We start from the raw sequence: 26,805 nt of genomic DNA, 5'->3' as shown, positions 1-26,805 counted from the left end.
AAGGGCTCCGACCCAAAGTCGCTTCGAGAGGACTTTGTGAATGTCTCGTGTTCCTTCGCTATCGAGTCCGTTCCTTTTGGGATTCGACGAGATTGAGCGTGCGCTCGATCGCGTCGTGAAAGGTGCAGACGGTTATCCCCCTTACAACATCGAGCGGTGCGGCCGTGATGACGGCCAGCCCGAACGCCTGCGGATCACGCTGGCGGTCGCAGGATTTACCCGCGACCAACTTGATGTAACCACTGAGGAAAACCAGCTCGTGATCCGGGGCCGCCAGCAGGACGACAAGACCCGGCAGTACATCCATCGCGGCATCGCCGCGCGTCATTTCCAGCGCACCTTCGTGCTGGCCGACGGGATGTATGTCATCGGCGCAGACCTGAAGAACGGCCTGCTGTCGATCGATCTGGCTCGTCCCGAGCCTGAACGGGTCGTTAAGACGATAGCCATCAATGAGCACGAATAATGGAACGAGTAGCGGACTCGACCGCTTAACAACTGCAAGGAGTCGAGACCATGACTGAAGGTAATGTTATCTTCGAACCCACCGTCTCTCTGGAGGCGCTGGCTACTTTGGGCGAAGGCCATATCGCCTACGTCAAACAGATTCGCTCGGAAGACGTGCCGGGACTTTTCCCGCAGGCGCCGCAGATCGCGCCCGGCCTGAAGCTGTTCGCGCTTCACGCCGCTGACGGCACGCCGATCATGTTGACCGACAGCCGCGAAGCGGCAATCGCGAATGCATGGAGCAACGAATTGGAGACCGTCAGCCTTCACTGAACCGGCGCAAGCCGCACAGTGACGCGACGATCGGAAACGAAGCGGCAGCGCGGCGAGCGCTGCCGTTTTTGTTTGATGCTACACGCCCCTCTGTCGGATCGAGCTGCCATCGTCACGAAACCGGACAATCTCGCAGGTTCTTCAAGCTGACCGTAACACCGCTGTGGCAACAGCTCCCGTTTTAGCCTGCTTGATGACTGGTTTTCCAGACCGACTCGATCAGTGCCCCCAGTTCCTCTTCTTCCTTTGCTAACCGAGATTGTAATAGCTCCCTTTCGGAGGGGGAAAGGCTTTGCGACCTGAGCAACAATTTATAATGGCCGATGACCTTTTGATGGCCTCGCACCAAGTAGTCGTGGACGCTGCCGACCATAGCCCACCAATTAAAGGGAAGCCGTGATAGTCTTCTCGGATCTCAAAGGCCCGATGGGCAGAGGAAAGGTCTCGTCGGTCAGTTTCGCCAACGCATCCTGCTCTTCGGATAATCGCTTCAGAACAAAGCAACGCTCTATCTCGGTGAGCTCTGTCTTCAGCAAGCGACGATATCGCTGAACGTTGCTGGCCCGCGCTCGTATGCGGGCAAGTTTTTCATCAACCATCATCGTCGACACGACGGTCCTCCATCTTTCCTTTCGTTTGAGAGAAGCGGACCCCGCCAGTTCAAACCAGCGGGGACCACATCGGACTAAAAGAGCGGCCCGGAGTTATGCGGCGGCCTTCGAGTCGAGTTGTTGAATATTTGAAATGCCGTTGATGGCGATCCGCCGAGGCTTCATCGCTTCCGGGATCTCCCGGACCAGTTCAATGCGCAGAAGCCCGTTGTCGAAGGACGCGTTTCTTACCTGCACGTAGTCTGCGAGGTTGAACTGTCGGCGGAAATGGCGCTCGGAAATCCCTTGGTAGAGATACTCGCGCTTTTCGTCCGTTTTCCGTCCTTCAATGGTGAGCACATTCTGCTCGGCTGTCACATTGATCTCGTCGGGGCGGAAACCCGCCAACGCCAAGGAGATCTGGTACTGATCATCGCCCAGTCTCTCAATGTTATACGGCGGGTAATGAGCCTCAGCCTGCTGCTGCGCAGCATCGACGAGGTCAAACAGACGATCGAAGCCGATAGATGATCGCCAGAACGGGGTGAAGTCGTAAGAAGTTCTCATAGCCAAATCCTCCACTGAGCAAGTTGGATATAAGCGAGCACCGAACACCTCCGATGCCCGTCTCCTCCGGACCCCCGAAGGGCACCCGGGCCGATAAACGGCGAAGAAAAAACTAGAAAATATCCGATAGGTTTCAAGACCCCCTCGAAAAATTCTTTGAACGCCGCCTTGAAAGGCGTGTCGGTCGCTCTAAATTTTTCGGCGCCGTCTTAAACAGAAAGGAGCAATAGGAGGCGACCATGAACGTTCGTGAAACCGGTTTCGACATTCATGCAAATTCACTTCTGGCCGCAACTTTCAGTCATCCGTCGGAGGTCCTTAAGAGCCCTGTTCTCTCGCCTGCGGAGAAGCGCTGCGTTCTCGCCGCATGGGCCTCGGATGCATTCGCCGTCAGGGATAACCCCTGGCTCCGCCAGTTACCCGGCTCCCCTGACACGATCCCGTTGAAAGACATCCTTGGCGCTCTGCGCCGGCTTGACGACGAAGACGACCGACCGCCTCCGATCCATGGAGGGGCAGCTTTGCGCCCACCGCGGGTCGAACAGATGGCTGAGGCCGTGGGATTTTGACGACGGGTTTGCCGTGCGCGCGTTGGGGCCGCCTGGACCGAAACTCTGTTTCTCAGGCGGCCGTTGCCGGCGGTAGCGCCAGCACCGAATAAAGCGCCTGCGCATCCTTCGATGCGCGCAGCTTCTTGGCGATGTCCTGATCGCGCAGCAGCCGCGCAATCCGCGCCAGCGCCTTCAGATGGTCCGCGCCGGCGCCTTCGGGGGCCAGCAGCAGAAACACCAGGTCGACCGGCTGACCATCCATGGCCTCGAAATCGATCGGACGCTCCAGCCGCGCGAACAGGCCCGAGAGCTTGTCGAGTTTCGGCAGCTTGCCGTGAGGGATCGCCACGCCATAGCCGACAGCGGTGGTCCCCAGCTTTTCGCGCTGGAGGAGCACCTCGAAGATCGAGCGTTCGTTCTGTCCGGTCAGGACAGCGGCGCGTGCCGCAAGCTCCTGAAGGGCCTGCTTCTTGCTGTTGACTTTCAAAGCAGGAAGAATCGCCTCCGGTGCGACCAGATCGGTAATCGTCATGGAGCGTTCCGAGGATAAGTTAAGCCGTTGGTGTTCTTACTAAATCGGTCTTTGACCGGGCAGCGTCAAGGGCCCTTGGGACCAACTATGGCCCGCGTCCCTGAAAGGCGGCGGACCATAGTTAGGCTTATTCAAGGCGTCAATGGCGAACCGGCTCGGCGACCGCGGGAGGATCCACCCAGCCGACATTGCCGTCGGGCCGACGGTATATCACGTTCACCCGGCCGCTGCCGCCGTGCTGGAAAACCATCACCGCCGCGCCCGTCAGATCGAGTTCCATGACCGCCTCGCTCACCGAAAAACGCTTCAGGGACGTCACCGCCTCGGCGATGATGACGGGATTGAATTCGGTGACGTCGTCATCGGACGGCGCTTCGATCACATAGCTCGGCGCGTCGAGACCCGGTCCGCCATATCCCGCACCATTCAGATCGGACAGCGCTGCGGTGGCTGCATGCGCCTTGCGCGCGGAGCGATCCTTCAGGCGGCTCTTGTAACGGCGCAAGCGCTTCTCGATCAGCAGCAGCGCCTGGTCCGCGCTTGCATAAGCGTCGGCGGCCATGGAATCCGCCTCCAGCGTAATTCCCGAATCCAGATGAAGCGAACAATCGGTACGAAAGCCGAAACCGTCCTTGCTGAGCGTGATGTGGCCTGAGTAGTTGCCGTCGAAATATTTCCGGAGCACTTCCTCGGTTCGCTCGCTGACGCGATCACGCAGAGCTTCGCCGACGCTGATGCTTTTTCCAGAGACCCGGAGTGTCATGACGTTACCTCACTTTCGGACTGGCAGTTCGGATGTCTCAGCGTTCCGCTTCTTGGTGACGCAGTCAAGCGGTTGCTGTGTCGCGGGACCTGTCCACGGCCGGGGAGGCCGACGTTAATGCTGTGCCGAGCATGCTCTGCTTGTCGCGGCGTCGCTGCACGGACGAAGGAATACGCATGGCTTCACGATACTTCGCGACCGTGCGCCGGGCTATATCAATGCCGTCGCCGTGCAAACGTTCCACGATGGTGTCATCCGAAAGAATAGCGGTCGGGCTTTCCGCATCGATCAGTTGTTTGATGCGGTGCCGCACGGCCTCGGCGGAATGAGCATCTCCGCCGTCGGCCGATGCAATCGAGGCGGTGAAGAAATACTTCAGCTCGAACGTGCCGCGGTTGGTTGCCATGTATTTGTTCGCCGTCACCCGCGAAACGGTCGATTCGTGCATCTGGATGGCGTCCGCCACAGCTTTCAGATTGAGCGGGCGCAAATGCGCGACGCCCTGCGTGAAGAATCCGTCCTGCTGGCGAACGATTTCGGTAGCGACCTTCAGAATCGTCCGCGCCCGCTGGTCGAGCGCGCGCACCAGCCACGTCGCGTTCTGCAGGCAATCCGTGAAATAGGACTTGTCGCCATCCTTGCGGATGGTTTTCGACAATTGCGAATAGTAGGTCTGGTTGACCAGCACCTTCGGCAAGGTGTCGCTGTTGAGTTCGACATGCCAGCCGCCGTCCGGTCCCGGACGAACATAAACATCCGGCACGACGCTCTGGGCCTTGGTCGATCCGAACTTCAGGCCGGGCTTGGGGTCGAGATGGCGAATCTCGCCGATCATGTCGGCGATGTCTTCGTCATCGACGCCGCAGATTTTCCGTAACGACGCGATGTCCCGCTTCGCCAGCAGATCGAGATTCTCCACAAGCGCCTGCATCGCGGGATCGTAGCGGTCGCGCTCGCGCAACTGGATCGCGAGGCATTCGCTCAGGTTGCGCGCGCACACGCCGGGCGGATCGAATTTTTGCAGAACCGCAAGCACCGTCTCGACTGCTTCCAGCGAGGTGCCGAGTTTTTCGTGTGCCTCGCCGAGATCGGGCGGCAGATAGCCCGCGTCATCGACAAGATCGATCAGATACTGCCCGATCATGCGGCTCGCAGGATCGGGGAATGCAACCGCCAACTGCTCGGCGAGATGCCCGCCCAGCGTCGTTTCGGCTGCAACGAATGCCTCGAGATTGTAGTCGTCGTCATTGGAGGCGCCACCGCCCCATTCGGTGTAAGCCGTCGGCGCAGCGTCCTGCGCGTTGCGGGCCGCCGCGTCCGCAGGCTCTTCGGGAAAGACGTTCTCCATACCGGTGTCGAGGGTCTGCTCGATCTCAGTGCGGGTCCCGAGATCCGGCGCCATCCACTCCTCAGTGCCCGCCTCAAAGCCGTCCGACGACCGTTCGCCGTCCGTCCCCGAGGCTCCACCGTCGGAAAAATCCCCACCATCCGCTTCTGCGTGGCCGGTGGCAGGCTCGCCGTGATCCGGCGCGCCATCCTGGTTCGCGCGCTCGAGCAGCGGATTGCGTTCCAGTTCGTCCTCGACGAACGCCACGAGATCGAGATTCGACAGTTGCAGCAGCTTGATCGCCTGCATCAGCTGCGGCGTCATCACTAGCGACTGCGACTGGCGGAACTCTAGTCTCTGCGTCAGGGCCATAAAAACGAGATCCGGTCCAAAAGTTGGTCCGTTTCTTGCTTATACTTTTCCTGCAAGCTTGTACACGGCTTGACGTTTTGAAAATTTGGGAGATTGGCCCAACTCATCCGATCCGGGATTTAAGGTAAATCAGAGCCGGAATTCCTCGCCCAGGTAGAGGCGCCGAACGTCCGGATCGTTGACGATCTCGTCCGGACTGCCCTCGGTCAGAACCGCCCCGGCGTAGACGATATAGGCGCGGTCGGTCAGGCCCAGCGTCTCGCGCACATTGTGGTCGGTGATCAGAACGCCGATGCCGCGCGCCGTGAGATGTCTCACCAGCTGCTGGATGTCTCCAACCGCAATCGGATCGATGCCCGCGAACGGCTCGTCGAGCAGCATGTAGCTCGGACGCGAAGCCAGCGCGCGGGCGATTTCCACGCGCCGGCGCTCACCGCCCGACAGGGCGATGGAGGGCGATTTCCGCAGCCGCGTGATGTTGAATTCCTCGAGCAGCGAATCCAGCTCGCGTTCGCGCTTGCGCTTGTCCGGTTCGACCACTTCGAGCACCGCCCGAATATTGTTCTCAACCGAGAGGCCACGGAAGATCGATGCTTCCTGCGGCAGATAACCGATGCCGAGCCGCGCACGCTGATACATAGGCAACTGCGTCACATCGTGACCGTCGAGTTCGACGCGCCCGCGATCCGGCTTGATGAGGCCGGTAATCATGTAGAAGCAGGTGGTCTTGCCCGCGCCGTTCGGACCGAGAATGCCGACCGCTTCGCCGCGACGGACATAGATGCTCACGCCGTGTACGATCTTGCGCGTGCCGAAACTTTTTTCGACGCCATGAATCGCCAGATAACCGGCATGCTGCGCACGCGGCGCGGCTCCGTTCGCGGCTGCGCGGCTGCGCGGCGCATTCTCGCGCGGCTGCTCTCTTGAAACATCCCGCGGCAAATTGCGCGGAATGGGTGGCGCGTCGTGAGTAAATGAGGACGCCTCCTGAGGCGCAAGCGTCGGAGGATCGCGCTGGACTGCGGCGGCGACAGCTTCGCGCCTGACCGGCGCGCTCTCGCGGTTCGCCAAGGGTTTCTCACCCGCAGCGGGCCTGAAGATGTCGCCCATTCGCGCAGCCAGCGATGTGATGTCCTGACGCAGGCCGTCCTGCTGCGAGCGGGCAAAGCCCTGCCGTCCACGCGCCGGGCCTCGACGACGAAAGATGCGCAGGAAATCCACCATGCCCGCTTAAATCAGCCTTTGGGTTGTTGCCTGAGCATGATGGACCGGAGCCGTATTGCCCATCCCCAAATGTTCAGGGGCTGCGTGATACAGGCTTGCCGTCTCCGGTTCAACTGTTGCGCTTTCGGGGAGTGGCCAAGTCATTGAGTTTAAGCGGCTTTCCGGGAGCACTCGGCGCAGTTGAGGGTTGCGCGCCGCCGGAATTACCGCCTGCCGGCGACCCGGCGGGAGCGGCCTGGAAAACGCCCTGCACGCGTCCGCTGTTCGATTCGACCCGCGAGACACCGGTCGTGAGATCGACAACGAGACGGTCGCCGCGCAGCACGTTCTTGTCCTTGGTCAGCAGCACATTGCCATGCATCGTGACGGTGTTGGCGCGCATATCGAAGACACCCTTGTCGCCCGTGACCGTCGAGTCCTTCTGGGTGACGATGACGCCGCCTTGCGCCTCCAGCCGCTTGATCGACGAACTGCCGCTTGGTCCGGGTGTCGCCGATTTCATCGCAGTCTTCTTGGCGCCGGACGACTCGTTGCTATCGTAGAACACGACCAGCGTCTTACAGAGCATGGTGGTGTCGCCCTGCACGACCTTCACATTGCCGCTGAATGTCGCAGCCTTGTCCTTGTCGCGCATTTCCAGCGACGCGGCATCGATCTGAATCGGCTTGTCGCGATTCTGCGAAAAACCCTGCATTGCGTTCGGCACGCCCGTTGCAGAACTCTGCGCATGCGCATCGAGCGGCGCGCACAGGGCGGCACCGACCACTCCGACAGACAGTGCGCGCGCAACCGCGCGCATGACACCGATGGTCTCGGAACCGTTGTAAATCTTCATCATCCCAAAAATCATTTTGCAGCAGCATCCCGCGCGGGAGCCTGATTACCGGCCGCCGTATCCTTCGGCTCCTCCGGGATCAGGATCATCGAGACGCCGCCTTCGAAGCGCACCAGCGCGCCATTTTCGGTTATTCTGAGACGCCTGGCGTCAAGCGTCCCGTTCAACAACTTCACCGCCACCGGCTCATCGGAGGACACCATACCGCCGCCGATATCGACGGTGGCCTGCGTCAGCCGCGCCTCGTAACCAGTGGAAGATTGCAGGAAGATGTTTTCCTTCAACTCCAGCAACTGGGTTTTTGTATCAAACAGGCCGGTGCGCGCATCCATGGTGATGCCCGTCTTGTCTTCCATCTGAACTTTCGCGCGCAGTTCGTTCAGCTCGACATTGTTCGGTTTGGTCACGTCCTGGACCGCCGACTTGGCCCAAAGCTCATAGGGACGGTTGTCCGGCGTAAAGCCCGCAAGATGGGGCGAGTCCATCGTGATCTTGGTACCCGAGACTCCGAGCTTGCCGATATCGATCGGCAGCTTCGAAAGAATCCTGAACGGATTGAAGAGCGAAATACCGATGATCGTCAGCATCGCGGCAGCCACCATGACTGGCACGGCCACTCGCATCTGGCGCACACGTCGGCTATGGCGCCTCGCCTTCGCGTAGCGCGCATCCGCTCCAGCCTGATAGCTGTGGCCCTGAACCGACAAAACATGCTCCGAAGCGCCGGGATAGCGCCGTCATTCTACGCAATGACGCGCCGTTTTGCAGCCCGGCATTTGTCTCGCCTTACCAAGCACTTGGCAAAGAGCAAAAAAGTGACCGAAACCGGGCAAACTTCGCTGCAAATGGCGCGATCGGCTGCAAACGGCAGAAATTATGAATGCGCGAAGATATCGTCGTTTTCCCAGCCCTGAAGGTCGAGCTTCGCGCGGGTGGGCAGGAACTGGAAGCAGGCGGCGGCAAGCGCCTCGCGATTCTCACGCGCCAGCATCGCGTCGAGCTTCTCGCGCAGCGCATGAAGATGCAGCACGTCGGACGCCGCATAGGCGAGCTGCGCGTCGGTCAGTGACGCCGCACCCCAGTCGCTCGACTGCTGCTGCTTCGACAGATCGATGCCGAGCACCTCGCGCACCAGATCCTTCAGCCCATGGCGGTCGGTGTAGGTGCGGACCAGACGCGAGACGATCTTGGTGCAATAGACCGGCTCCGGCATCACGCCGAAGGCATGAAACAGCACCGCGAGATCGAACCGCGCGAAATGGAAAATCTTGGTGACCTTCGGATCGCCGAGCAGCTTTTTCAGATTCGGCGCATCGGTATGGCCGGCGGGAATCTGCACCACATCCGCGGTGCCGTCGCCGTTCGACAGCTGGATCACGCACAGCCGGTCGCGATGCGGATTGAGCCCCAGCGTCTCGGTGTCGATCGCCACCGACTGCGTGTAGCGCGAGAGATCCGGCAAGTCGCCGCGGTGCAGGCGGATGGTCATGGTCTGTCAGAACCTTTGCAGATGGGTCGAATCGACGGGCCTAAACTACCGTCCAAAATCCCTGCCGACGAGGGGGAATGAGGCCTGATACCTCCGTCCCGACACTCTCGTGCTCACACTGCTCCGATCCACCAAGCCGGTTTTCCCCGCGTGCTGCCGTTTATTCCGATCATGCTGGACAGCCCCCCATGAGCTTTACCGGGGCAGCCGAAGCACCATCTGATCGAAGGGGCGAGCCGATTGGAGAAACACAATGCGTTCCGGCCTGGCAATATGCTTTTTGATCGTTCTCTGCATTCCTGGCAACGCCGCCACACGCGCGCATCACGCCAAATCCAAACACGTCATCAGCCGCAGCCAGGGGGCGGTACCAGCCTTCGTCACCCCGAGCGGAGCGCACCTCTATCGCGACGACTCCGTTCCGGGCGGTTATCGCATCGGCCCAGGCGAAGCGCCTGTGTCCTACGATGATCCGTCCAAGTATGGCGGGTCTCCATAGCGGACGCCGCGCGGGCCCGCCTGCGCCATCACGGCAACCTCGTCAGCGCCACAGGCCCAGCGATGCCCATCTGGATTCGGGAATCAGGTCGCCGATCTTGTAGCTGAACGACAGCACGTTCATGTGGTCCGGCGATCCCTTGCACGCGAAGGAAAACGAATACCATCGTCCCTTGCTGCGGAAGGCGCCGCCCTTGCCCGTGACCGTGTCGCCCGCATGCTGCGGATGGGACAGCACGTCGGTCTTGGCGCGGTCGGGGTGATAGGGATTGGCGTCGCGGTCGATCCGGCTCATGGCTTCGAGGTCGCAGACCTGCTCCAGCCGTGTCTGCGGATCGAGCTTCTTCAGGCTCGCTGCGAACCGGGCATCCATCGCAACGCAGGGAGCGGCCGACAACAGGGCCGCGATCAGGACAACGGCGGTATTTTTCACAAAAGCACCACCGAAACGTGGAATGAGGGTGCACCGTTTCGGAAAACCTGACCCCCGGGAGGAGACCGTTTTCGAATCTGTGGTGCCCAGGAAAGGACTGGATAGTGCTACCGAAGAACACCTGATTTTGCTGGGGTATCGATCCGCCCGGCGACCGACTGTGTACCGGTTTTGTGTGCCGGAAACAAGCCTCGAAGCCAGCACGCAACCCTTTAAGGGTCCCTGAGTCATCTCTGAAGACTTATCCGCTATTTGGGGCTTGGCCGTTTTTTCGTGACCGCCCTTTTCTTGACTGGCTTCTTTTTGGCTAGATTCTTCTTTGCGACTTTCGGTCGATCTAGCTCTCCCACCTCTTGCCGAAAGACTTGATAGTCCTTCCATGCTTTCGCATTCGTCTTATGAATGCTCACCTCGATGTAGGCGCTTCGAAGTCGATCTAAGATAGCATCTACGGCAGATCTCATTTCTCGCCGCGCCACATCAATTTCTTTCCAAATCGCCTCTCTCTGGGGCGGTAATGGCATATCGAATGGATTTGTGAAAACGTGCGCATGGCCGCTCCTCAGGTCATGGTACTGGGGAGAATGTGACAGTACAGTGCTCCATGCTTGGTAGAGCCGTTGTACAGCATCGTTGAGCACCCCGTCGTAAACGCTAAAAAGACTGTTCACGACTATTCCTTTAAAATTTTCATAGAACCAAATTGAGCGGTCTATGATCATGTGGGGAAGTTCTTCAATAAGCTGGTCAAGGGTGGGTAGATGGAGCGACTCCATCAACCAGCGAATATTCTCCACGTCGTGGTTATGCTCCAACTTCTCGCGGCTAAGTCCGCGCAACTCAGCCGGCCGCTTCGGATTTTTGGACATGACCGCGCCGATCGCAACCTTCAAGAGATCAGCCAGAGATGCCGCCTTCTCCTTCGGATCGGATTCCTCCAAATGGTAGGGGCTGATACGGTTCTGGATGAAATCGAACGGAATATCTTTCGGAAATTCACCGCACGCTTTGTTGAACAGAAGAATGACCCGATCCCATCCGAGCGTTGCGACAGCATAGCCAAGCTCGTAACCAACATTGGGATTTGGGCAAGCCCGCTTCGCGTCCGGAGACGTAATCGTTGTAATGTCGGCTACGAAAATGTCAGCGGCCTCGATCTTCTCCAATATTTTCGATGCAATATTCGGACTGCCCGATGTGTCGCGGGTAGCCTCGTCTCGCAACAGCTTCAGCCCAGGCTGTGCGCTTTGAATCTGCTTGCACGCCTTGTCTAGACCCGCTCGGATGGCATTAAGATTGGTCTTGTTTGGCGAATCGCTCTGCCACGAATAGAAAATGGGAACGATTTTCAGAGGCTTCTTAGTCGCCTTCACCTAATTTGCTCCATGAACGCGGTAAAATATTCTTCTCAAATTTAATCTGAAAACTGAGACCAATGGGATGTCGACGGTCCTGCTGAGGCCCAGTTACTGACTGGGTGGGCACTGTCCAAAGAACTTGATTCTGCTGGGGTTTTCGATCCGTCCGGTAGGTTATTGTGTACCGCTTTTGTGTACCGTTCGCAACACAGCGAGGTAATCGACCATACGTGCCTCGCGCCGCAGGGAGCGCGCACGCCCAACGCTCCCGTGAGGTTCTGCACAGCCCTCCATTGAAGCCTTCCCAGAACGCCATTCCTGGCGCAACTGGGCTGGTCCCCATTGCATGTGAGCACCGGGGCTGATTCTATGCCGTCCCAGTCAGGGTTTATGCGGTGGGGGCGACGTGACGGAACTGAATTTCAAGGGCAAAGAATTTGTCTACAACCATCACCTCGCGGTGCCCTTCCGCCCCTTGGAGCCGCATCCGAAGAAAGGCATCGGGTCGGGTGACCTCGGCGGCAATCTGATCATCCACGGCGACAACCTGCACGCCCTGAAAGCGCTGCTACCGATGTACGCCGGAAAGGTGGACTGCATCTTCATTGACCCGCCTTACAATACCGGAAACGAAGGATGGTCTTACAACGACAACGTCAACGCTCCGATGATCAAGGAATGGCTTAAGGCCAATCCCATTGGAATCGAAGACGGGCTCCGTCACGACAAGTGGTCCGCAATGATGTGGCCGCGACTAAGATTATTGCATGAGCTGTTGGCTGACACCGGAAGCTTTTGGGCAACGATCGATCAAATCGAAGCTCACAGGTTTAAGCACATTCTCGACGAAATATTCGGCGAACAAAATTTTATCGGCGTAATCTCTTGGGAAAAAACCTACACCCCCAAGAGCAACAGCCGTGTTCTAAGCTCTGATACAGATTTCATTCTATGTTACGCAAAAAACAAGCCGACTTTTGAGGTCGATGGCTGGAATCTTATATCCAAAGACGAAGAACAACTTGGTCGCTATTCCAATCCAGACAACGATCCCAAAGGCGATTGGCGCACATTCCCATTGGATGTTCGAACGGAGGACGCCGGCAAACGAGAGAAGTACCGGTATGAAGTACGGTTGCCATCTGGTCGAAAGGTTAGACCCGCGGCCGGACGTCATTGGTCGCTGCCTGAAGAGGTCTTTAAAAAAGAGCGCGCAGCCGGACGAATCTATTTTGGAAAGAGCGGCGACGCACTTCCTACCGTAAAGGCGTATCTCGCTGATGGCCGAGACAAGATCATTTCGCGAACTTGGTGGCCCTATAAATCAGTTGGAGGCAACCAGGATGCAAAAAAGCAAATCCTCGACATCCTAGGCGACGATTGCGACTTCCTCACTCCGAAGCCGACTACACTCATAAAAAGAATTTTGGATATCGCTACCCATCCGCAATCAATCGTCTTGGATTCATTTGCGGGTTCGGGTGCAACTGGCCATGCCGTGTTGGAGGCAAATGTCCGCGACGGAGGAAATCGCCGGTTTATCCTCGTGGAAATGGAAGACTATGCCGACAAGGTGACTGCTGAACGAGTCCGCCGTGTCATCAAGGGCTACAAATTCAAGGGAACGCAAAAGACCGAACTGCTCCGCGAAAGCCTGAACTGGCGCGCGCTAACGAACGCAGCCGATCTTGTCCATCGCGTGGAAGGCATCGAAAATCTGGAGGGCCGCAGCTTCGACCGTGTCACCAAGCAGGTGAAGGACGGCGAGTTGATAGTTACAGGCGAAAAGGCAGTGACGGAACGCGCCGAAGGTCTCGGCGGAGAATTCACCTATTGCACGCTGGGCGATCCTGTTGAACTGGACAAGGTGCTCAGTGGCGAGTCGTTGCCGTCCTATGCTGCCATCGGTGCAGCCCTGTTCCACATGGCGACCAACCGCGCCATCGATCCGAAGACAGTGCGCCAAAAGGATTTCTATCTCGGCGAAACTGAAGGTCAGCATGTTTGGCTGATCTACAAGCCCGATCTCGACTGGCTGAAAACGCCGGACGCAGCGCTGACGCTGTCGCGGGCCAAGGCGTTCGCCGAAGCGAAACCCGGCAAACGGCATCTGGTCTTTGCTCCTGCCCGTTTCGTCAGCCAGAAGATGCTGGTCGAACAGAACATCCCGGTGGAGTTTATACCCCTGCCGTTCGCTCTTTACCGCATTGACCGGAGCTGACGGCGATGTTCCGGCAACTCGACTATCAGGATCGGGTGATCACGACGCTCGACGCCTACCTCGATGTTCTGAAGGACAAGAAGGTGCGTGCCGATAAGATCGCCGCGCTGGCAGCGGCCGATCCCGATCTCGGCAACCTTGTTCCAGATTTTGCACAAGAGGCTTGGGACGCGCTGAAAGCGAGCGGCAAGCTCCCGATTTCCCGCGCCGCCATCCCGTTCTCGCCACGAACAGACGGTTGCAAGCGGCCGGTGCCGAATATCGTGCTGAAGGTCCCCACCGGTGGCGGCAAGACCTGGCTTGCGGTTTCCGCCGTGTCGCGCGTCATGGGTCGGTATCTCGACCGCAACACAGGCTTCGTGCTGTGGATCGTGCCGAACGAGGCGATCTACACCCAGACCCTCAAGCATCTGAAGGACCGCCAGCACCCCTATCGGCAGGCGCTCGATCGCACTGCCGCCGGGCGCGTCCAGATCATGGAAAAGACTGATCGGCTCGATGCGCGCGACGTGGATACCAATCTCTGCGTCATGCTCCTGATGCTGCAATCGGCCAACCGCGAAACGCAGGATTCCCTGAAGATGTTTCGGGACCGGGGCGACGTCCACGGCTTCTTCCCACCAGAGGGCGAACAGCAGGCCCATCAAGCCGCGCTCGCCCAGACGCCCAACCTCGACGCCTATGTTGGTATGTTCCCGATGGTGAAGGATTCGCTCGGCAATGCCTTGCGGATCATCCGGCCAATGGTGGTGCTCGACGAGGGGCACCGCGCGATTTCCGATCTCGCGTTCCGGACACTCTACGGATTCAATCCCTGTTTCGTGCTTGAATTGACGGCAACGCCGTTGGATGTGCAGCCGCGCGGGGGCAATAATCCTCGTGAAGCGCGTTACGCCAACGTGCTTGTCGAGATTATGGGGCGCGACCTTGATCGCGAAGGCATGATAAAGATGCCGCTCAACCTCGATCCGCGACAGGGGACTGACTGGAAGGCAACCCTCAATGCCGCTCTCGCCCGACTCAAGAGCCTCGATGGTGACGCCCGGAAGCTGAAAGCCAATACCGGTCGTTATATCCGCCCGATCATGCTGATTCAGGTCGAGCGCACCGGAAGCGATCAACGCTCCAGCAAACACATCCACGCCGAGGACGTGAAGGACTGGCTTCTGACCGCCGGTTTCGACGCGGCCGAGATCGCCATCAAGACCGCCGAACAGAACGACCTGAACCAGCCTGAAAATCAGGACCTGCTGTCACCGACCAATCGCGTCCGGGCGATCATCACCAAGCAGGCGCTGCAGGAAGGCTGGGACTGCCCGTTCGCCTATGTGCTGTGCGCCCTTGCCGCCAGTTCCAACCTCAACGCGATGACGCAGTTGATCGGCCGCATCCTCCGGCAACCCGGCGCGCAGAAAACAGGCATCGGCGCGCTGGACGAATGCCATGTCATTACCCACCACGCGGACACCGCGACGGTGGTGGAAGCCATCAAGGACGGCCTCGAACAGGACGGCCTTGGCGATCTCGTCCTCCAAGTCTCTCAAGACGACCCGAAAAAGTCGGGCAAGGGATCACGGAAGATCAAACGCCGCCCGGCTTTTTCATCGCATCAGATTTATCTGCCCAAGGTTCTCGTCGTCGATGGCGCCGACGCCCGCGACCTCGACTACGAAACCGACATGCTGTCCGCCATCGACTGGCGCGGCTTCGATCCGAAGGACATTGCCGCGCGCATTCCAGAGAATGCGCAGGCGGCGGAAAGCCAGCTTCAGCGGATTCGTCTCGCAGACGATGGTGACGAATTATTCGTCGGCGAAACTGTCGCCGCGAATTCGGAGGTGCTGGCGTTCGACCCCGCTCATGCCGTCCGGATGATCTCCGACCTCGTGCCGAATCCGTTCGTCGGCCGTGAGATTGTCGGCCGTCTGCTAGTCACCCTGCGCAAGCGAGGTTTTGACGGCGCCAAACTCGGCACCGTCGCGAGCCTCATCGTCGAGGAACTCCGGAAGGGATTGGACAAGGAACAGACCGCACGGGCGGAAGCCATGTTCAAGGCCGATGTCACGGCGGGACGTATCCAGTTTCGGCTGCGCCTCGATGGCCGTAACTGGCAGATGCCGTTCGAAACTGAAACGACTCAACCGGATAACGCGCGCCAGCTTCTCAGCCGGACTGGCGGACCATTGCAACGAAGCCTGTTCTCCCCCGTCTATGAAGATGATTTCAACGGCGACGAGGGCGACGTCGCGATCTATCTCGACGGCGACGCCGCCCTGACCTGGTGGTATCGCAACGTGGCCCGGTCTCAATACGCAGTGCAGGGCTGGCGCAAGGCGAAAATCTATCCGGATTTTATCTTCGCAGTCAGTCGCAAGGACGGATCATCCCGGATCACCGTTCTCGAAACAAAGGGCGATCAACTGGACAACCTCGATACCGCCTACAAGCGCGAGGTGTTGGACTTTATGTCGAAGAACTTCAACTGGGACAGCACCGTCCCAGCCGGTACGCTCGAACTGGTCAAGAACACTGGCGAGACGGTCGATATGACGCTGATCCTGATGAGCGAATGGGAATCGAAGCTACCTACTTATCTGAAGCCTTAGAACCTTCGGCTCTATAGGATTTTGCAGCAAGAACTCCAGCAGTTTGATGCCACCGCACACCCGGCTCCAAGGCAATCAACCTGTTAGATTTCGCCTAGCATCCTCGCGACTGCCGTGGCGGCGTAAGGTTTGCCCGTTCCACTCACGAAACCCGCCTCAGCTAATTCAGCCGCAATAACCCGAAGCGATCGACGACCGCCTTTCGGTGATTTGCGACGGAGCTTTCGAGCCAGTGGGATCATCCTTCCGCCATGCGCAGCAGCATCGATCTCAGCGTAGGACTTTCGGCCTTCCACTTTCGCTCCGGTGGCGCGCTTTCGGTCCCGGGCAGCCTTCAACTTGCCGACCAGCCTCGCCTTCTCAAGCTGGGCAAACACGCCAGCGATTTGACGCATGGCAATTTTGAACGGGTCACTGGTTTCGGTAAGATCATCCCCGGAACTGGTCAAGACGCGAACGCCGCGCTCGATGAGGGCGATGATGCCCGCCTCCTGAATGATGAGTTGCCGGGCAAACCGGGAAGCGTCCTCGACGAGAACAGTTCTAACTCCGTTGCCCTCGATCCGATCTAACAGGGCTGAGAACCCTGGGCGACTCTCAATCGGGTCCGCGCCGCTCACATCTGCGTCGTAAAATTCCTCGACAACTTCCCATCGATCCCGTTTGGCAAACGCCTCGATAGCGGCTCGCTGGCGCTTGTCGCTGTCCTTGTCTGCACCGACGTTCGCTGCGCTGGATGTACGAAGATAGGCTATTGCCTTCTTAGATTGTTCTGTAAGCATAGTCGCTTGTGACAAATTCTTGTTTCAATTTCCTGAGAAATCGTAACACGAGTCATTTGCTTCTGTCCGGAAATTTCATCAGCCCCGCTAAGTGTTGCCGCTTTGTGACAGCGAGCCATTATAGTTAGACATTGCACGATAGAATTTGATATTACTTACACAGTAGTATACATATAATACTGTCTACGAATAATGAGGTGAATAGCATGCCGAGCGAAAATCAGACACTTCCAACGGAGGCCATTGTCAGCCTTATCGAGTCTATCCAGGAGGATCTCGATCGGTTGCGCGGGCTAGTACAACCCAGAGCTCTTGAGGTCGACGATCCCAAAGACCCGCGAAACAAACTGCCTGACGGAAAACTCACAGAGCGAGGCGTGGAAGTTTGTTATCGCCTGTTTGACGCGGGGTTGACCCGCTATGCCGTCAAGGAGGCCATGGGTATTTCGTATGGCGCAGCAACGCACCGGATGGACAGCTGGAAAAAATCCGGCGCACACAACCGACCGAGAATCGCAATTGATTGAAACGCAAATTTCGAAGGAGAATTTATTATGATTGACGTAACGAAGTTGAAGACTGCAACTGAAGCTCGAAACTTGATGGAAAATGCTAAAAAGCACGAGCGACTCGATCTCTATCGACAAGCATTTCGGAGGCTCGGAGAGATCGAAGGAAAAGACCACGAGGATCCGGTGGTCGTGTTGTTCTGGAGGGCCGTTGCCGCAGTGGAAGAACTTCTCCGTCATAAGCATGGGCGAGCTGTCAGGGCGGCCTACACACGACGCAAGGCAGCCAAGGTCGGAGAAATTGCTTGCCTCACAGATTGGGCAGTGAACCCCCACGAGACCGAGGGCTTCAGGATGCTTGTAGAGGGTGGGCTCGCTGACCTCACGGGCGAGTACATTGTGGCTCACTACCCGCACCGCTTCCCTCCAGAAGCAGTTGCGGCAGCCACGGCTAGACTCGCCCATCACGGAGTACCCACCCAGACGGCAGCCTCGTAGTCAGGCCGGAGCGGGCAAATCTGAAAGAGCGCTTTTTTTATCGCATATAGCCCCCCGTTTGGCTGGCCCGCCTGGCACGCGAAAAAACAAAAGGCGCTTTTTCGTCTCCCTCATGCGCGCTTGAAATTGCGGATAGAAGCCCCAAATGAGTTAGAACATATCAAGAACCATAATGGAGAACATGTATGATCACTCGCTAGAGCTTGCCTTATAAATCAGTTACTTATTGGATTTTTCGTAAGGATTGGGGGGCCCGCTTGGATAGCGCGCCCATCAAGGCACGGGATGTCCACACACTAACTGGCGCTTGGTATCTCGCGCGTCAGCAGGGCGCTGAGCTAGATCGCTTCATCACGATACGCCCACACAATATCGACGATCACACTCCCGATCAGCGGCAACGCATCCTAGCCAGTTACCTCAATAAGCTGGGTCAGTTCGCACGTGATAACGGGTTCGAGTTCACCCACATCTGGTCACGGGAATCGGACCGGGTGACGGGGTGTCGTGAGCATCTGCACGTGCTGATGCATGTCCCAAACCATCTGCTCAAAACATTCGACACGGTGGTGGAAGGCTGGGTTCGATACCCCGAAGAGATCAAGGTCTGCCACGCCACCTATCAGACGCGCTTCACTCGCTCCCACAAGCAGCGAAACGCCGTCGGCTATCTTACAAAAAACTCTCCGCAGGCCGCGCATAACAGCAATCGGGAGTACCGTCTCGGCGGTCCGATCTTGGGAAAGCGAGCTGGATGCTCCAGGAACATTGATCAGCGTGCGCAAGCGCGATCGGACGCGAGGGCAGCGGCGCGTCGTGAACTGCGCTTGCCAGCGGCCGGAGCAGCAGCGGGCGAACGAGCCCCTCGCTCGAATAAATCAGTTCCAACTTTCCCTCTCCTTAAAAGAGGGATTTTGATTTATACGCACAAAATGGAAGAAACCGCTGCGGCTGTGGGCAAAACCATGCGCTCGGAAATTCAGAATAAATCCGAATATTCGCCATTTTTGCTAAAGCCATCGCCGACCCGGGGAATCGCAGCCCCGCGGCGGCCCTACGAGGCTCCTGGGCTCGATCTCTCGTCGAGCATGCGGGAAGTTGAGTTGTCACAAAAACCTATCCCTCCGCCTTTCTAACGAATTGGAGGCGCACTGGTCAGGAGGGCCAGGCCGGTGGGGCTTTTACCCTGCTGATCGCGTCGGCTTTCGTTTGCAACCAATGGTGACGGTATCCATCGGCTTCCGACCTTTCAGCATGCCCCATGATGGCGTCCGCAAGGCTGTCAGGCACTTGAAGCGAACCGAGTTCAGTCTTGAACCAGTGTCGAAACGCATGGTTCGGATCTTTTCGGGGATCTTGGTACCCCGGCTGCTGTCGCACCCAGGCAGCCAGTCGATTGGCAACGCTCTTGGATGCGTGCTTCTTGGCCGGGTCGCCAGAGGTTCGGTTATAGATCAGTGGTCCTTGTCCTCGGTGCGCTACGAAGTCCAGAAATCCCTCCTTGATAATCGCGGGATGGACCGGGGTCTCTCGCTCACTCTGATGGTTCTTCAACCGCCCCCCATCGGGCGCGGGTGTGATGGTCATCACGTGCACCGATCCAACGGTTTTGATCCCACACCCCCAGAGTTGGGCCACCTCTCCGACGCGCGAACCGCTCAACGCGACAAGCCATGGCAGCCACCGCTGATTGGGATGTTTGGCTTCCCTTGCCAGCATGAGCAGTTTGGCCACTTCGTCGGTGGTGTAGGGCAGACGACGCTGTCCCGCGCGCGCACGGGTAAACACGCTGACTGCCTCTGCGACGTTCTCCCGCAGTCGGCCATTGTCCTTCTCGTAGTTCAACAGCCGCTTCACGCAGGCCAGATATCCGTCGTTGATCGTTTTGGCCGCCATGCCCTTCTGAACGAGGTGATCTTTCCAACTGACAATGTCCTGTTGCGTCAGTCTTTCAACCTCCTCATGGGCGACAAAGGATCGAAGCGAGTTCAAGTGGCCTTGCCAAGTTGATACGGTGCTCGGAGCCGGTTGCGCCTCTCGCTTCCAATCCTCGAAGGCCTGCGTCATCGTTCGCGCGGCTCGAAACGTCGGGTATTTCTCGAGGCGCGTATCAACGCCGTAATTGCCATCGGCATTGTCCTTCAGCCTGCGTGGCCCGGTGTCAGCAGCCTTCGCAATTGCAGCCAACAGGCGGCTCCGCGTGGCGTAGTCGACTCGGAGGCCGTTCTGGGTCAGCACCCAGTTGCACAATAAACCAAATCTATTCTCCAGGCCCTTTTCCCGATCCGGCAAAACCGGAAGGGAGTTGACGCCCGCGGTCAAATCCTCGCCGAATTGGCGGGCGGCGAACTCGCGCTCGTCGGGTATTTGTCGCGGGACGATGGCTGGAACATTGATCAAGCGACCTTCCTCAACAGCCCGGTTTAATGCCTTGTGCGCGATCCAATCGGCTCTTTCACCGGGCTCCTGCTCGAAGGACTCGACGTAGAGTTCGTGTACCAGACGCGCCAATCCAAGAATCTGAATGTGGGTCAGCCGCTTCGGCTCGAATCTCGCCGCAGCCCATACTTTGGAAAGTTCGGTGAGGGCGACGTTCTTCCGGATTTCAGCAACGGCGTCGTTCCTCGTGCGCAAGGAGAACTTCACTTCTCCTCCGATACGAACATTCGCTTGGAACCCCGGACTGCCCATGCACCGCTCGAACACAAGCAGCATTCGGTCGGTGTCCAACCTGCCTAAAATGTCTGAGGGGGTCCGCGTTCTGAAATTCCAGAAGGAGGAGTCCGAGTCTTTGTAGAGATACGCCATGCGATAGGTCACGGTCATTGTGTCCCGGCTTTGTGTACCGGTCAGCGGACCAATTACCCTACGCAATCAGGATTTCAACCACTTGCGTGGTGATGGTGCCCAGGAAAGGACTCGAACCTTCACGGCCGTTAAGCCACTGGCACCTGAAGCCAGCGCGTCTACCAATTCCGCCACCTGGGCATTGGGTGCGGTTACTAAGGACAGGGCGTGCGCTTGTCAAATTGACCGAGCATCCTGATTCCGGAGTTTCTACGATTTTTTTGCAGCAACGGTGGCGCCGGAATGGCCTATACAGCGCAAGGATGATGGCGTATCGCGGAAACAGGCGGCGCCGCCGTCCCGTTTTGTCCATTTGTGCAGGAACCACCCATGTCAGCCCGCATCGATACGCTTGTCACGGTCTTCGGAGGTTCGGGTTTTCTGGGCCGACACGTGGTCCGGGCGCTCGCCAAGCGGGACTATCGCATCAGGGTCGGGGTCCGGCGGCCTGAATTGGCCGGTCACCTGCAGCCGCTGGGCCGGGTCGGCCAAATTCACGCCGTGCAGGCCAATCTGCGTTACCCGGCCTCGGTGCAGGCCGCGGCGCGCGGCGCAAGCGTGATTGTCAACCTAGTTGGCATCCTGTCCGAGAGCGGCGCGCAGAGCTTCGACGCGGTTCAGGCCAAGGGCGCGGAGACTGTCGCACGCGCCGCGAGCGAGATCGGTGCGCGCGTGGTGCATGTGTCGGCGCTCGGCGCGGATGCGAATTCCGCCTCGCGCTATGCGCGCGCCAAGGCCGCGGGCGAAGCCGCAGTCCTTGCGGCTGCGCCGTCCGCAACGATCATGCGGCCCTCCGTGGTGTTCGGCCCCGAAGATCAGTTCACCAACCGTTTCGCGGCCCTCGCCCGCATTTCGCCGGTGCTGCCGCTGATCGGCGGCGGACTGACGAAATTGCAGCCGGTCTATGTCGGTGACGTCGCCAATGCCGTCGCCGATGCGGTCGAAGGCAAGACCAGGCCGGGCGCGACCTACGAACTCGGCGGCCCCGAAGTGATGACGATGCGCGAGATCATCGAGGACATTGTGAAGATCACGTACCGGGACACCATGCTGGTGTCGCTGCCGTTCGCGCTCGCGAAGTTTCAGGCGTACTTCCTGCAGTTCGCGCCGGGCGACATGAAGCTGACGCCGGATCAGGTTGAGCTGCTGCGCAGCGACAACGTGGTGTCGGAAGCAGCGAAGGCGGCGGGGCTGACGCTCGAGGGCCTGGGCGTGACACCGGACTCGCTCGAGGCCGTCGTGCCGTCCTATCTCTGGCGCTACCGCAAGACCGGACAGTTTGCGCATAAGGACGCGTGAGACGTTTTCGTCATCCCGGCAAGCGAAGCGCATGCCGGAACCGATAAACGTCGCACTCCCCGTTCTGGAAAGCCTGCCGGAAGATTCTCTCTGCAACGAGCGTTGGCAGGGGTGATGGGTCCCGGCCTGCGCCGGGACGACGCCTGTTGTTACTTCCCGAGCGCCAGCGCGATCAGGCCGAGCGAGCCGACGATGACGCGCCACCATGCGAACAACGCGAAGCCGTGGCGGGTGACGTAACCTAGGAACGTCTTCACCACGATGATCGCGGTGATGAACGACACCACGAAACCGACTGCGATGATCAACCCGTGATCCATCGTCATGTCAGCGCGGTTCTTGTAAAAATCATAGACGAATGCACCGACCATGGTCGGGATCGCGAGAAAGAACGAGAACTCCGCGGCCGCACGCTTGTCCGCGCCGAACAGCATCGCCGCGACGATCGACGCGCCCGAGCGCGACACACCGGGAATCATCGCCGCGCACTGGGCGACGCCGATGCCGAGATACATCGGCAGCGAGAACGCCATCGCGTCGTGATAGCGCGGTTTGAAATCCTGCTGATCGACCCACAGGAGCACAGCGCCACCGGCGATCAGCGTGAAGCAGACCACCCAGGGATTGAACAGCACGCTCTTGATGAAACTTCCGAAAATCAGCCCGAGAACCACCGCGGGAAAAAACGCCAGCAACACGCCGATCACGAACCGCCGCGCCGCAGGATCGGAAAACATGCCGAGCGCAACGCGCCACAGCCTGCCGAAATAGATCACCAGGATGGCGAGGATCGCGCCGAGCTGGATCATCACCGCGAAGGTCTTCCAGAAATTATCCCGATCCAGATCCATGAATCGTTCCACAAGCAGCAAATGTCCTGTGGACGAGACGGGAAGGAATTCGGTCACGCCCTCGACGATACCGAGAACGAGGGCCTTCAAAAGATCAGCTAACATCTGGGGATAATCCGAACTGATGGAGGGTTCCTCAACCCGCGTTCTTGTCGCCCATTCGTCGTGTTGCCGCAACGGCAAATCCGTGAAATTGAGGATTGGCAAATGGCCTTTTGCCTGCTTATCAGGCTTCGGCACCGAGGACTCACTGTCCGAAGTTCGTAATCCGTTTCCGCGGCCACTGACGCGTTAACCTCCCTTCGAGACCCTTTGTTAAACCTAACCGGACTATCAAAAGCTTCATGTTCACGCTGTTCCATCATCCGTTTTGTCCGCGGTCCCGTTTCGTGCGCCTTGCTCTCGGCGAACACGGGCTCGACACGCGGCTTGTGGAGGAACTGGTCTGGGATCGCCGCGAAGCTTTTCTCGCCCTCAATCCGGCAGGCGACACACCGGTTCTGATTGCCGAAGGCACGCCCGCGATGCCGGGGCCGGGCCTGGTTGCCGAATTTCTCGACGAGATTCATGGGGCCCCGCTGGGCGATCACCGTTTGCTACCGCGAGCCATGAACGACCGCATTGAGGTGCGGCGTCTGATGTCATGGTTCAACGACAAGTTTTTCGAGGAAGCCAGCGGGCCGCTGGTGACGGAGCGCGTCTACAAGCGGTTCATGAAGCCTGAGCACGGCGGCGGCGCGCCGTCCACCGATGTTCTGCGCGCGGCAAAGGCAAATGTGCGTTATCATCTGGCCTATATCGGCTGGCTGGCGCGGACGCGGAATTTTCTCGCCGGCGATCAACTGACTTTTGCCGACCTTGCCGCCGCCGCGCATTTGTCGGCAATCGACTATCTGGGCGATGTGCCATGGAACGAGGACGACGCAGCCAAGGCGTGGTACGTGCGGATCAAGTCCCGCCCGTCGTTCCGCCCGTTGCTGAACGAGTGGATGGCGGGGGTCCCGGCCTCGGCGCACTACATCGATCTCGACTTCTGACACCCGCACACACGACAGACTCCGCCGCAATCAAGGCCGCGCTGGCTGAAGAAGCCCGCTCCATCGGCTTCGGCACCATCGGCATCACCGATCCTGACGCCATCGCAGGTGCGCGCGAGCGGTTGCAGTTCTTTCTCGATGCCGGATCTCACGGCGACATGGACTGGCTCGCGAATGAGCCCGCGCGCCGCGCCAGCCCCAAGGTGCTGTGGAGCGATGTGCGCTCGGTCATCATGCTGGGGATGAATTACGGACCAGATGAAAATCCGCTGGCGCTGCTTGAGCAGAAAACCCGCGGCAACATTTCGGTCTATGCACGCGGCGACGACTATCACGACCTGATCAAGAAGCGCCTCAAGACGCTGGCGCGCTGGCTGATCGCTCATGCCGGCGGCGACGTGAAGGTGTTCGTCGACACCGCCGCGGTGATGGAAAAGCCGCTGGCGCAGGCCGCCGGCCTCGGCTGGCAGGGCAAGCACACCAACCTCGTGTCGCGCGAATACGGCTCGTGGCTGTTTCTCGGCGCCATCTTCACCACGCTCGATCTGCCGCGTGACACCGCTGACATCGATCACTGCGGATCGTGCCAGGCATGTCTCGACATCTGCCCGACCAACGCGTTTCCCGCGCCGTATCGCCTCGATGCGCGCAAATGCATTTCGTATCTCACCATCGAGCACAAGGGCGCGATCCCGCGCGAGCACCGCGAGGCGATCGGCAACCGCATCTATGGCTGCGACGATTGTCTGAGTGTGTGCCCATGGAACAAGTTCGCGCAGGAAGGCCATGAGGCAAAACTCGCAGCGCGCGATGCGCTGCGCGCGCCAGCGCTCGCCGAACTGGCGAAACTTGACGACCCCGCGTTCCGTGCACTGTTTGCCAAATCACCCGTGAAGCGAATTGGCCGAGACCGCTTCATTCGCAATGTACTCACTGCCATCGGCAACAGCGGCGATGCGACGCTAGAGACCGAAGCCCGCCGTCTGCTTGATGACGAGAGTCCGCTGGTGCGCGGCGCGGCGGTGTGGGCGCTGTCGCGCCTGCTGCCGCGCGAGGAGTTTTCCGAACTCGCCGCGCGGTCACATGATGCCGATGAGAATGTGCGGAGCGAATGGACAGCGGGGCTGGCCTGACGGCGCGCCTAACCGTTCGATAGCTCACTGACCGCGCTTAGCATGCGCGCGATGTCCTGAGGACGGGACAGCCGATGATCGCCGTCCTGAACCAGTGTGAGCACCACGTCATCGCTGGGCAGGCAATGCGTCAGCGCGAAAGCGTGCCGCCACGGCACGTCCGGGTCCTGCGCTCCTTGCAGAATACGAACCGGGCATCCGACATCGATGGTGCCCCCCAGCAGCAGATGATTGCGGCCCTCTTCGATCAGATTGCGGGTGATCGGATACGGCTCGCCGTAGTCGGAGGGCCGGTGCCACACGCCCTTGGTCATGATCTCGTCGCGGATTTCCTGGGAGAAACCTTTCCACATCAGATCTTCAGTGAAGTCCGGCGCCGGCGCGATCAGCACCAGCCCCGCGAGCGTCGCGCGTGAAGCCGTTCCCCGGCGCTTGGCCAGCGCGCGCGCCAGCAGCAGCGCCATCCAGCCGCCCATGGACGAGCCGACCACGATCTGCGGGCCCTCGCAAAAGGCGTCAAACACTTTGAGGCTCTCTTCGTGCCATCGCCCGATGGTACCCTCCGCAAAGGTGCTGCCGGATTCGCCGTGCCCGGAATAGTCGAACCGCACGCAGGCGCGGCCGTACTCGGCAGCCCATTCATCGAGCGCCTGCGCCTTGGTTCCCTTCATGTCGGAGTTGAAGCCGCCGAGCCAGAACACCCCCGGCAGCGCGCCAGCGCGCCGGCGGACCGCGATGCGCCGCATCGCGCCGGCATCGCCCACGTCGATGAAGCTGAGCTCCGGCACGGCGGAACCGTTGGATGTCTGCGTCATGAAATATTGCCCCGTCGGGCCTGTTATGGAGGCCCACAGCGCAGTCCGTCAACGCGCAGGTGTCTGAGCGCGCTTGCGAACCGGACGCCATACCTCTATGTGAAGCGGGCTGCGGAGAGCGCCGGGCCGGATATTTGTCAGGCATTTTACGGTTTTATGGCTTATCCCGATGTCCTGCGGCAGCGCCCGGAAAATGCGCCCCGCGGCGTTGTCGTGCTTGCCCGGCAGGCCCTAATCCTTCAAACTGATTGCCTCGTTCACAACACTGGAGATTTACCCATTCGCCGTCCCAACAGAGCCCCGCCCGTTGCCGCAAAAGACGGGCCGCGCACCAACGATGAAATCCGCAATCTCACCATTCAGCTGATCGACCAGACGGGCGTCAACCACGGTACCGTCGAGACGGCGGTCGCGGTGAAGATGGCGATGGAAGCGGGCATGGATCTCGTCGAGATTTCGCCGAACAACAATCCCCCAGTCTGCAAGATCATGGACTACGGGAAGTACAAGTATTCCGCGCAGAAGAAAGCCGCCGAAGCCCGCAAGAAGCAGAAGGTCGTCGAGATCAAGGAGATCAAGCTCCGCCCGATGATCGACGACCACGACTACGACGTGAAGATGCGTGCGATGCTGCGGTTCTTCGAGGAAGGCGACAAGGTCAAGATCACGCTGCGTTATCGCGGCCGTGAAATGGCGCATCAGGAAATCGGCACCAAGCTGCTGGACAAGGTGAAGGCCGCCGTCGCTGACGTCGCGAAGGTCGAACAGGACGCCCGCTTCGAAGGACGTCAGGTCGTCATGGTGCTGGCGCCGCGCTGAGGTCAATTGCGGGGCAACGACAAGCTGGATTGCTTCGTCGCTCACGCCCCTCGCAATGACGGACGAGAC

At 59.2% G+C, this 26,805-nt stretch carries 28 protein-coding genes and 1 tRNA gene; 13 read left to right on the top strand and 16 right to left on the bottom strand.

Annotation, left to right across the window (positions count from 1 at the left end; all coding sequences use genetic code 11):
- The first annotated feature begins 40 nt into the window (after positions 1-40).
- Together AC1Q67_RS11675 and AC1Q67_RS11670 are read left to right on the top strand one after the other, a co-directional pair.
- Entirely contained in the window at positions 41-466 is a 426-nt protein-coding gene (locus tag AC1Q67_RS11675; RefSeq protein ID WP_006023255.1) for an Hsp20 family protein, read from the top strand.
- Between the two features lie 50 nt (positions 467-516).
- The gene (locus AC1Q67_RS11670; protein WP_024576718.1) at positions 517-780 is read left to right on the top strand and encodes a BQ00720 family protein; all 264 of its coding nucleotides are present in this window, start codon (positions 517-519) and stop codon (positions 778-780) included.
- 383 nt (positions 781-1,163) lie between these two features.
- On the opposite strand, the gene AC1Q67_RS11665 is transcribed toward AC1Q67_RS11670, so the two are convergent.
- Positions 1,164-1,382, bottom strand: a complete 219-nt coding sequence (locus AC1Q67_RS11665) for a hypothetical protein (protein ID WP_492235661.1) — start codon at positions 1,380-1,382, stop codon at positions 1,164-1,166.
- A gap of 102 nt (positions 1,383-1,484) precedes the next feature.
- Complete coding sequence (locus tag AC1Q67_RS11660) at positions 1,485-1,937, bottom strand: Hsp20 family protein (RefSeq protein ID WP_024576721.1); 453 nt, start codon at positions 1,935-1,937, stop codon at positions 1,485-1,487.
- A gap of 239 nt (positions 1,938-2,176) precedes the next feature.
- On the opposite strand from AC1Q67_RS11660, the gene AC1Q67_RS11655 reads away from it, so the two are divergent.
- Entirely contained in the window at positions 2,177-2,506 is a 330-nt protein-coding gene (locus AC1Q67_RS11655) for a hypothetical protein (RefSeq protein WP_492234006.1), read from the top strand.
- Between the two features lie 52 nt (positions 2,507-2,558).
- Here the strand turns inward: AC1Q67_RS11655 and ptsN are convergent, their stop codons facing one another.
- The 7 genes from ptsN to AC1Q67_RS11620 all read right to left on the bottom strand — a co-directional run bounded on the left by ptsN (position 2,559) and on the right by AC1Q67_RS11620 (position 9,030).
- A complete protein-coding gene (gene ptsN, locus AC1Q67_RS11650; protein WP_024576723.1) occupies positions 2,559-3,020 on the bottom strand; it encodes a PTS IIA-like nitrogen regulatory protein PtsN in 462 nt (153 codons plus the stop codon).
- 139 nt (positions 3,021-3,159) lie between these two features.
- A complete protein-coding gene (hpf, locus tag AC1Q67_RS11645; RefSeq protein WP_024576724.1) occupies positions 3,160-3,783 on the bottom strand; it encodes a ribosome hibernation-promoting factor, HPF/YfiA family in 624 nt (207 codons plus the stop codon).
- A gap of 64 nt (positions 3,784-3,847) precedes the next feature.
- Positions 3,848-5,482: an RNA polymerase factor sigma-54 gene (gene rpoN, locus AC1Q67_RS11640; RefSeq protein ID WP_492234007.1), complete on the bottom strand. Its 1,635-nt coding sequence runs from the start codon at positions 5,480-5,482 to the stop codon at positions 3,848-3,850.
- Positions 5,483-5,611: 129 nt separating this feature from the next.
- On the bottom strand, positions 5,612-6,706 hold the full coding sequence (gene lptB, locus AC1Q67_RS11635) for an LPS export ABC transporter ATP-binding protein (RefSeq protein WP_492234008.1): 1,095 nt from the start codon (positions 6,704-6,706) through the stop codon (positions 5,612-5,614).
- Between the two features lie 109 nt (positions 6,707-6,815).
- On the bottom strand, positions 6,816-7,556 hold the full coding sequence (locus AC1Q67_RS11630; protein ID WP_492234009.1) for an LptA/OstA family protein: 741 nt from the start codon (positions 7,554-7,556) through the stop codon (positions 6,816-6,818).
- On the bottom strand, positions 7,553-8,248 hold the full coding sequence (lptC, locus tag AC1Q67_RS11625) for an LPS export ABC transporter periplasmic protein LptC (RefSeq protein ID WP_492234010.1): 696 nt from the start codon (positions 8,246-8,248) through the stop codon (positions 7,553-7,555). The genes AC1Q67_RS11630 and lptC overlap by 4 nt, the downstream gene beginning before the upstream one ends.
- A 167-nt stretch (positions 8,249-8,415) precedes the next feature.
- The gene (locus tag AC1Q67_RS11620) at positions 8,416-9,030 is read right to left on the bottom strand and encodes a ribonuclease D (RefSeq protein ID WP_492234011.1); all 615 of its coding nucleotides are present in this window, start codon (positions 9,028-9,030) and stop codon (positions 8,416-8,418) included.
- A gap of 253 nt (positions 9,031-9,283) precedes the next feature.
- Between AC1Q67_RS11620 and AC1Q67_RS11615 the strand changes: the two genes are divergently transcribed.
- Positions 9,284-9,529: a hypothetical protein gene (locus AC1Q67_RS11615; protein ID WP_024576730.1), complete on the top strand. Its 246-nt coding sequence runs from the start codon at positions 9,284-9,286 to the stop codon at positions 9,527-9,529.
- A gap of 42 nt (positions 9,530-9,571) precedes the next feature.
- Here AC1Q67_RS11615 and AC1Q67_RS11610 read toward each other — a convergent pair whose 3' ends face one another.
- Together AC1Q67_RS11610 and AC1Q67_RS11605 are read right to left on the bottom strand one after the other, a co-directional pair.
- Positions 9,572-9,961, bottom strand: a complete 390-nt coding sequence (locus tag AC1Q67_RS11610; protein WP_492234012.1) for a DUF930 domain-containing protein — start codon at positions 9,959-9,961, stop codon at positions 9,572-9,574.
- Between the two features lie 248 nt (positions 9,962-10,209).
- Positions 10,210-11,334 carry a hypothetical protein gene (locus AC1Q67_RS11605; RefSeq protein WP_492234013.1) on the bottom strand — a complete coding sequence of 375 codons (1,125 nt, stop codon included), beginning with the start codon at positions 11,332-11,334 and terminating at the stop codon, positions 10,210-10,212.
- Positions 11,335-11,725: 391 nt separating this feature from the next.
- Here AC1Q67_RS11605 and AC1Q67_RS11600 point away from each other — a divergent pair, with 391 nt between their 5' ends.
- Positions 11,726-13,540 (top strand): site-specific DNA-methyltransferase, encoded by a 1,815-nt coding sequence (locus AC1Q67_RS11600; protein WP_492234014.1) that lies wholly within the window; start codon positions 11,726-11,728, stop codon positions 13,538-13,540.
- 5 nt (positions 13,541-13,545) lie between these two features.
- Entirely contained in the window at positions 13,546-16,146 is a 2,601-nt protein-coding gene (locus AC1Q67_RS11595; RefSeq protein WP_492234015.1) for a DEAD/DEAH box helicase, read from the top strand.
- An 83-nt stretch (positions 16,147-16,229) separates the two neighbouring features.
- Here the strand turns inward: AC1Q67_RS11595 and AC1Q67_RS11590 are convergent, their stop codons facing one another.
- A complete protein-coding gene (locus AC1Q67_RS11590) occupies positions 16,230-16,928 on the bottom strand; it encodes a recombinase family protein (RefSeq protein ID WP_492234016.1) in 699 nt (232 codons plus the stop codon).
- A 206-nt stretch (positions 16,929-17,134) separates the two neighbouring features.
- On the opposite strand from AC1Q67_RS11590, the gene AC1Q67_RS11585 reads away from it, so the two are divergent.
- The 3 genes from AC1Q67_RS11585 to AC1Q67_RS11575 all read left to right on the top strand — a co-directional run bounded on the left by AC1Q67_RS11585 (position 17,135) and on the right by AC1Q67_RS11575 (position 19,071).
- Positions 17,135-17,455: a hypothetical protein gene (locus tag AC1Q67_RS11585; protein WP_492234017.1), complete on the top strand. Its 321-nt coding sequence runs from the start codon at positions 17,135-17,137 to the stop codon at positions 17,453-17,455.
- 27 nt (positions 17,456-17,482) lie between these two features.
- A complete protein-coding gene (locus AC1Q67_RS11580; RefSeq protein ID WP_492234018.1) occupies positions 17,483-17,935 on the top strand; it encodes a hypothetical protein in 453 nt (150 codons plus the stop codon).
- Between the two features lie 257 nt (positions 17,936-18,192).
- Complete coding sequence (locus tag AC1Q67_RS11575) at positions 18,193-19,071, top strand: hypothetical protein (RefSeq protein WP_492234019.1); 879 nt, start codon at positions 18,193-18,195, stop codon at positions 19,069-19,071.
- 19 nt (positions 19,072-19,090) lie between these two features.
- Here the strand turns inward: AC1Q67_RS11575 and AC1Q67_RS11570 are convergent, their stop codons facing one another.
- Together AC1Q67_RS11570 and AC1Q67_RS11565 are read right to left on the bottom strand one after the other, a co-directional pair.
- The gene (locus AC1Q67_RS11570; protein WP_492234020.1) at positions 19,091-20,761 is read right to left on the bottom strand and encodes a site-specific integrase; all 1,671 of its coding nucleotides are present in this window, start codon (positions 20,759-20,761) and stop codon (positions 19,091-19,093) included.
- Between the two features lie 75 nt (positions 20,762-20,836).
- Positions 20,837-20,923: transfer RNA gene (locus AC1Q67_RS11565), tRNA-Leu, on the bottom strand.
- Between the two features lie 189 nt (positions 20,924-21,112).
- Between AC1Q67_RS11565 and AC1Q67_RS11560 the strand changes: the two genes are divergently transcribed.
- Positions 21,113-22,081 carry a complex I NDUFA9 subunit family protein gene (locus AC1Q67_RS11560; protein WP_492234021.1) on the top strand — a complete coding sequence of 323 codons (969 nt, stop codon included), beginning with the start codon at positions 21,113-21,115 and terminating at the stop codon, positions 22,079-22,081.
- 149 nt (positions 22,082-22,230) lie between these two features.
- Here AC1Q67_RS11560 and AC1Q67_RS11555 read toward each other — a convergent pair whose 3' ends face one another.
- Entirely contained in the window at positions 22,231-23,037 is an 807-nt protein-coding gene (locus AC1Q67_RS11555) for an undecaprenyl-diphosphate phosphatase (RefSeq protein ID WP_492234022.1), read from the bottom strand.
- A 239-nt stretch (positions 23,038-23,276) separates the two neighbouring features.
- Here AC1Q67_RS11555 and AC1Q67_RS11550 point away from each other — a divergent pair, with 239 nt between their 5' ends.
- Positions 23,277-23,969 carry a glutathione S-transferase family protein gene (locus AC1Q67_RS11550; RefSeq protein WP_006023271.1) on the top strand — a complete coding sequence of 231 codons (693 nt, stop codon included), beginning with the start codon at positions 23,277-23,279 and terminating at the stop codon, positions 23,967-23,969.
- The gene (gene queG, locus AC1Q67_RS11545) at positions 23,918-25,102 is read left to right on the top strand and encodes a tRNA epoxyqueuosine(34) reductase QueG (RefSeq protein ID WP_492234023.1); all 1,185 of its coding nucleotides are present in this window, start codon (positions 23,918-23,920) and stop codon (positions 25,100-25,102) included. The genes AC1Q67_RS11550 and queG overlap by 52 nt, the downstream gene beginning before the upstream one ends.
- An 8-nt stretch (positions 25,103-25,110) precedes the next feature.
- Here the strand turns inward: queG and AC1Q67_RS11540 are convergent, their stop codons facing one another.
- Positions 25,111-25,917 (bottom strand): alpha/beta hydrolase, encoded by an 807-nt coding sequence (locus AC1Q67_RS11540; protein ID WP_492234024.1) that lies wholly within the window; start codon positions 25,915-25,917, stop codon positions 25,111-25,113.
- 279 nt (positions 25,918-26,196) lie between these two features.
- On the opposite strand from AC1Q67_RS11540, the gene infC reads away from it, so the two are divergent.
- Positions 26,197-26,736 (top strand): translation initiation factor IF-3, encoded by a 540-nt coding sequence (infC, locus tag AC1Q67_RS11535; protein WP_192817742.1) that lies wholly within the window; start codon positions 26,197-26,199, stop codon positions 26,734-26,736.
- Positions 26,737-26,805: the final 69 nt, after the last annotated feature.

Source organism: Afipia sp. GW823-FHT06G09 (genome assembly GCF_058794875.1).
This window is presented reverse-complemented; position numbering and strand designations above follow the sequence as displayed.

Excerpts from the sequence above, each read along its gene's own strand:
- AC1Q67_RS11675 (WP_006023255.1), top strand. The coding sequence starts at position 41 with ATGTCTCGTGTTCCTTCGCTATCGAGTCCGTTCCTTTTGGGATTCGAC.
- AC1Q67_RS11670 (WP_024576718.1), top strand. The coding sequence starts at position 517 with ATGACTGAAGGTAATGTTATCTTCGAACCCACCGTCTCTCTGGAGGCG.
- AC1Q67_RS11665 (WP_492235661.1), bottom strand. The coding sequence starts at position 1,382 with ATGATGGTTGATGAAAAACTTGCCCGCATACGAGCGCGGGCCAGCAAC.
- AC1Q67_RS11660 (WP_024576721.1), bottom strand. The coding sequence starts at position 1,937 with ATGAGAACTTCTTACGACTTCACCCCGTTCTGGCGATCATCTATCGGC.
- AC1Q67_RS11655 (WP_492234006.1), top strand. The coding sequence starts at position 2,177 with ATGAACGTTCGTGAAACCGGTTTCGACATTCATGCAAATTCACTTCTG.
- ptsN (WP_024576723.1), bottom strand. The coding sequence starts at position 3,020 with ATGACGATTACCGATCTGGTCGCACCGGAGGCGATTCTTCCTGCTTTG.
- hpf (WP_024576724.1), bottom strand. The coding sequence starts at position 3,783 with ATGACACTCCGGGTCTCTGGAAAAAGCATCAGCGTCGGCGAAGCTCTG.
- rpoN (WP_492234007.1), bottom strand. The coding sequence starts at position 5,482 with ATGGCCCTGACGCAGAGACTAGAGTTCCGCCAGTCGCAGTCGCTAGTG.
- lptB (WP_492234008.1), bottom strand. The coding sequence starts at position 6,706 with ATGGTGGATTTCCTGCGCATCTTTCGTCGTCGAGGCCCGGCGCGTGGA.
- AC1Q67_RS11630 (WP_492234009.1), bottom strand. The coding sequence starts at position 7,556 with ATGATTTTTGGGATGATGAAGATTTACAACGGTTCCGAGACCATCGGT.
- AC1Q67_RS11620 (WP_492234011.1), bottom strand. The coding sequence starts at position 9,030 with ATGACCATCCGCCTGCACCGCGGCGACTTGCCGGATCTCTCGCGCTAC.
- AC1Q67_RS11615 (WP_024576730.1), top strand. The coding sequence starts at position 9,284 with ATGCGTTCCGGCCTGGCAATATGCTTTTTGATCGTTCTCTGCATTCCT.
- AC1Q67_RS11595 (WP_492234015.1), top strand. The coding sequence starts at position 13,546 with ATGTTCCGGCAACTCGACTATCAGGATCGGGTGATCACGACGCTCGAC.
- AC1Q67_RS11590 (WP_492234016.1), bottom strand. The coding sequence starts at position 16,928 with ATGCTTACAGAACAATCTAAGAAGGCAATAGCCTATCTTCGTACATCC.
- AC1Q67_RS11585 (WP_492234017.1), top strand. The coding sequence starts at position 17,135 with ATGCCGAGCGAAAATCAGACACTTCCAACGGAGGCCATTGTCAGCCTT.
- AC1Q67_RS11580 (WP_492234018.1), top strand. The coding sequence starts at position 17,483 with ATGATTGACGTAACGAAGTTGAAGACTGCAACTGAAGCTCGAAACTTG.
- AC1Q67_RS11570 (WP_492234020.1), bottom strand. The coding sequence starts at position 20,761 with ATGACCGTGACCTATCGCATGGCGTATCTCTACAAAGACTCGGACTCC.
- AC1Q67_RS11560 (WP_492234021.1), top strand. The coding sequence starts at position 21,113 with ATGTCAGCCCGCATCGATACGCTTGTCACGGTCTTCGGAGGTTCGGGT.
- AC1Q67_RS11555 (WP_492234022.1), bottom strand. The coding sequence starts at position 23,037 with ATGTTAGCTGATCTTTTGAAGGCCCTCGTTCTCGGTATCGTCGAGGGC.
- AC1Q67_RS11550 (WP_006023271.1), top strand. The coding sequence starts at position 23,277 with ATGTTCACGCTGTTCCATCATCCGTTTTGTCCGCGGTCCCGTTTCGTG.
- AC1Q67_RS11540 (WP_492234024.1), bottom strand. The coding sequence starts at position 25,917 with ATGACGCAGACATCCAACGGTTCCGCCGTGCCGGAGCTCAGCTTCATC.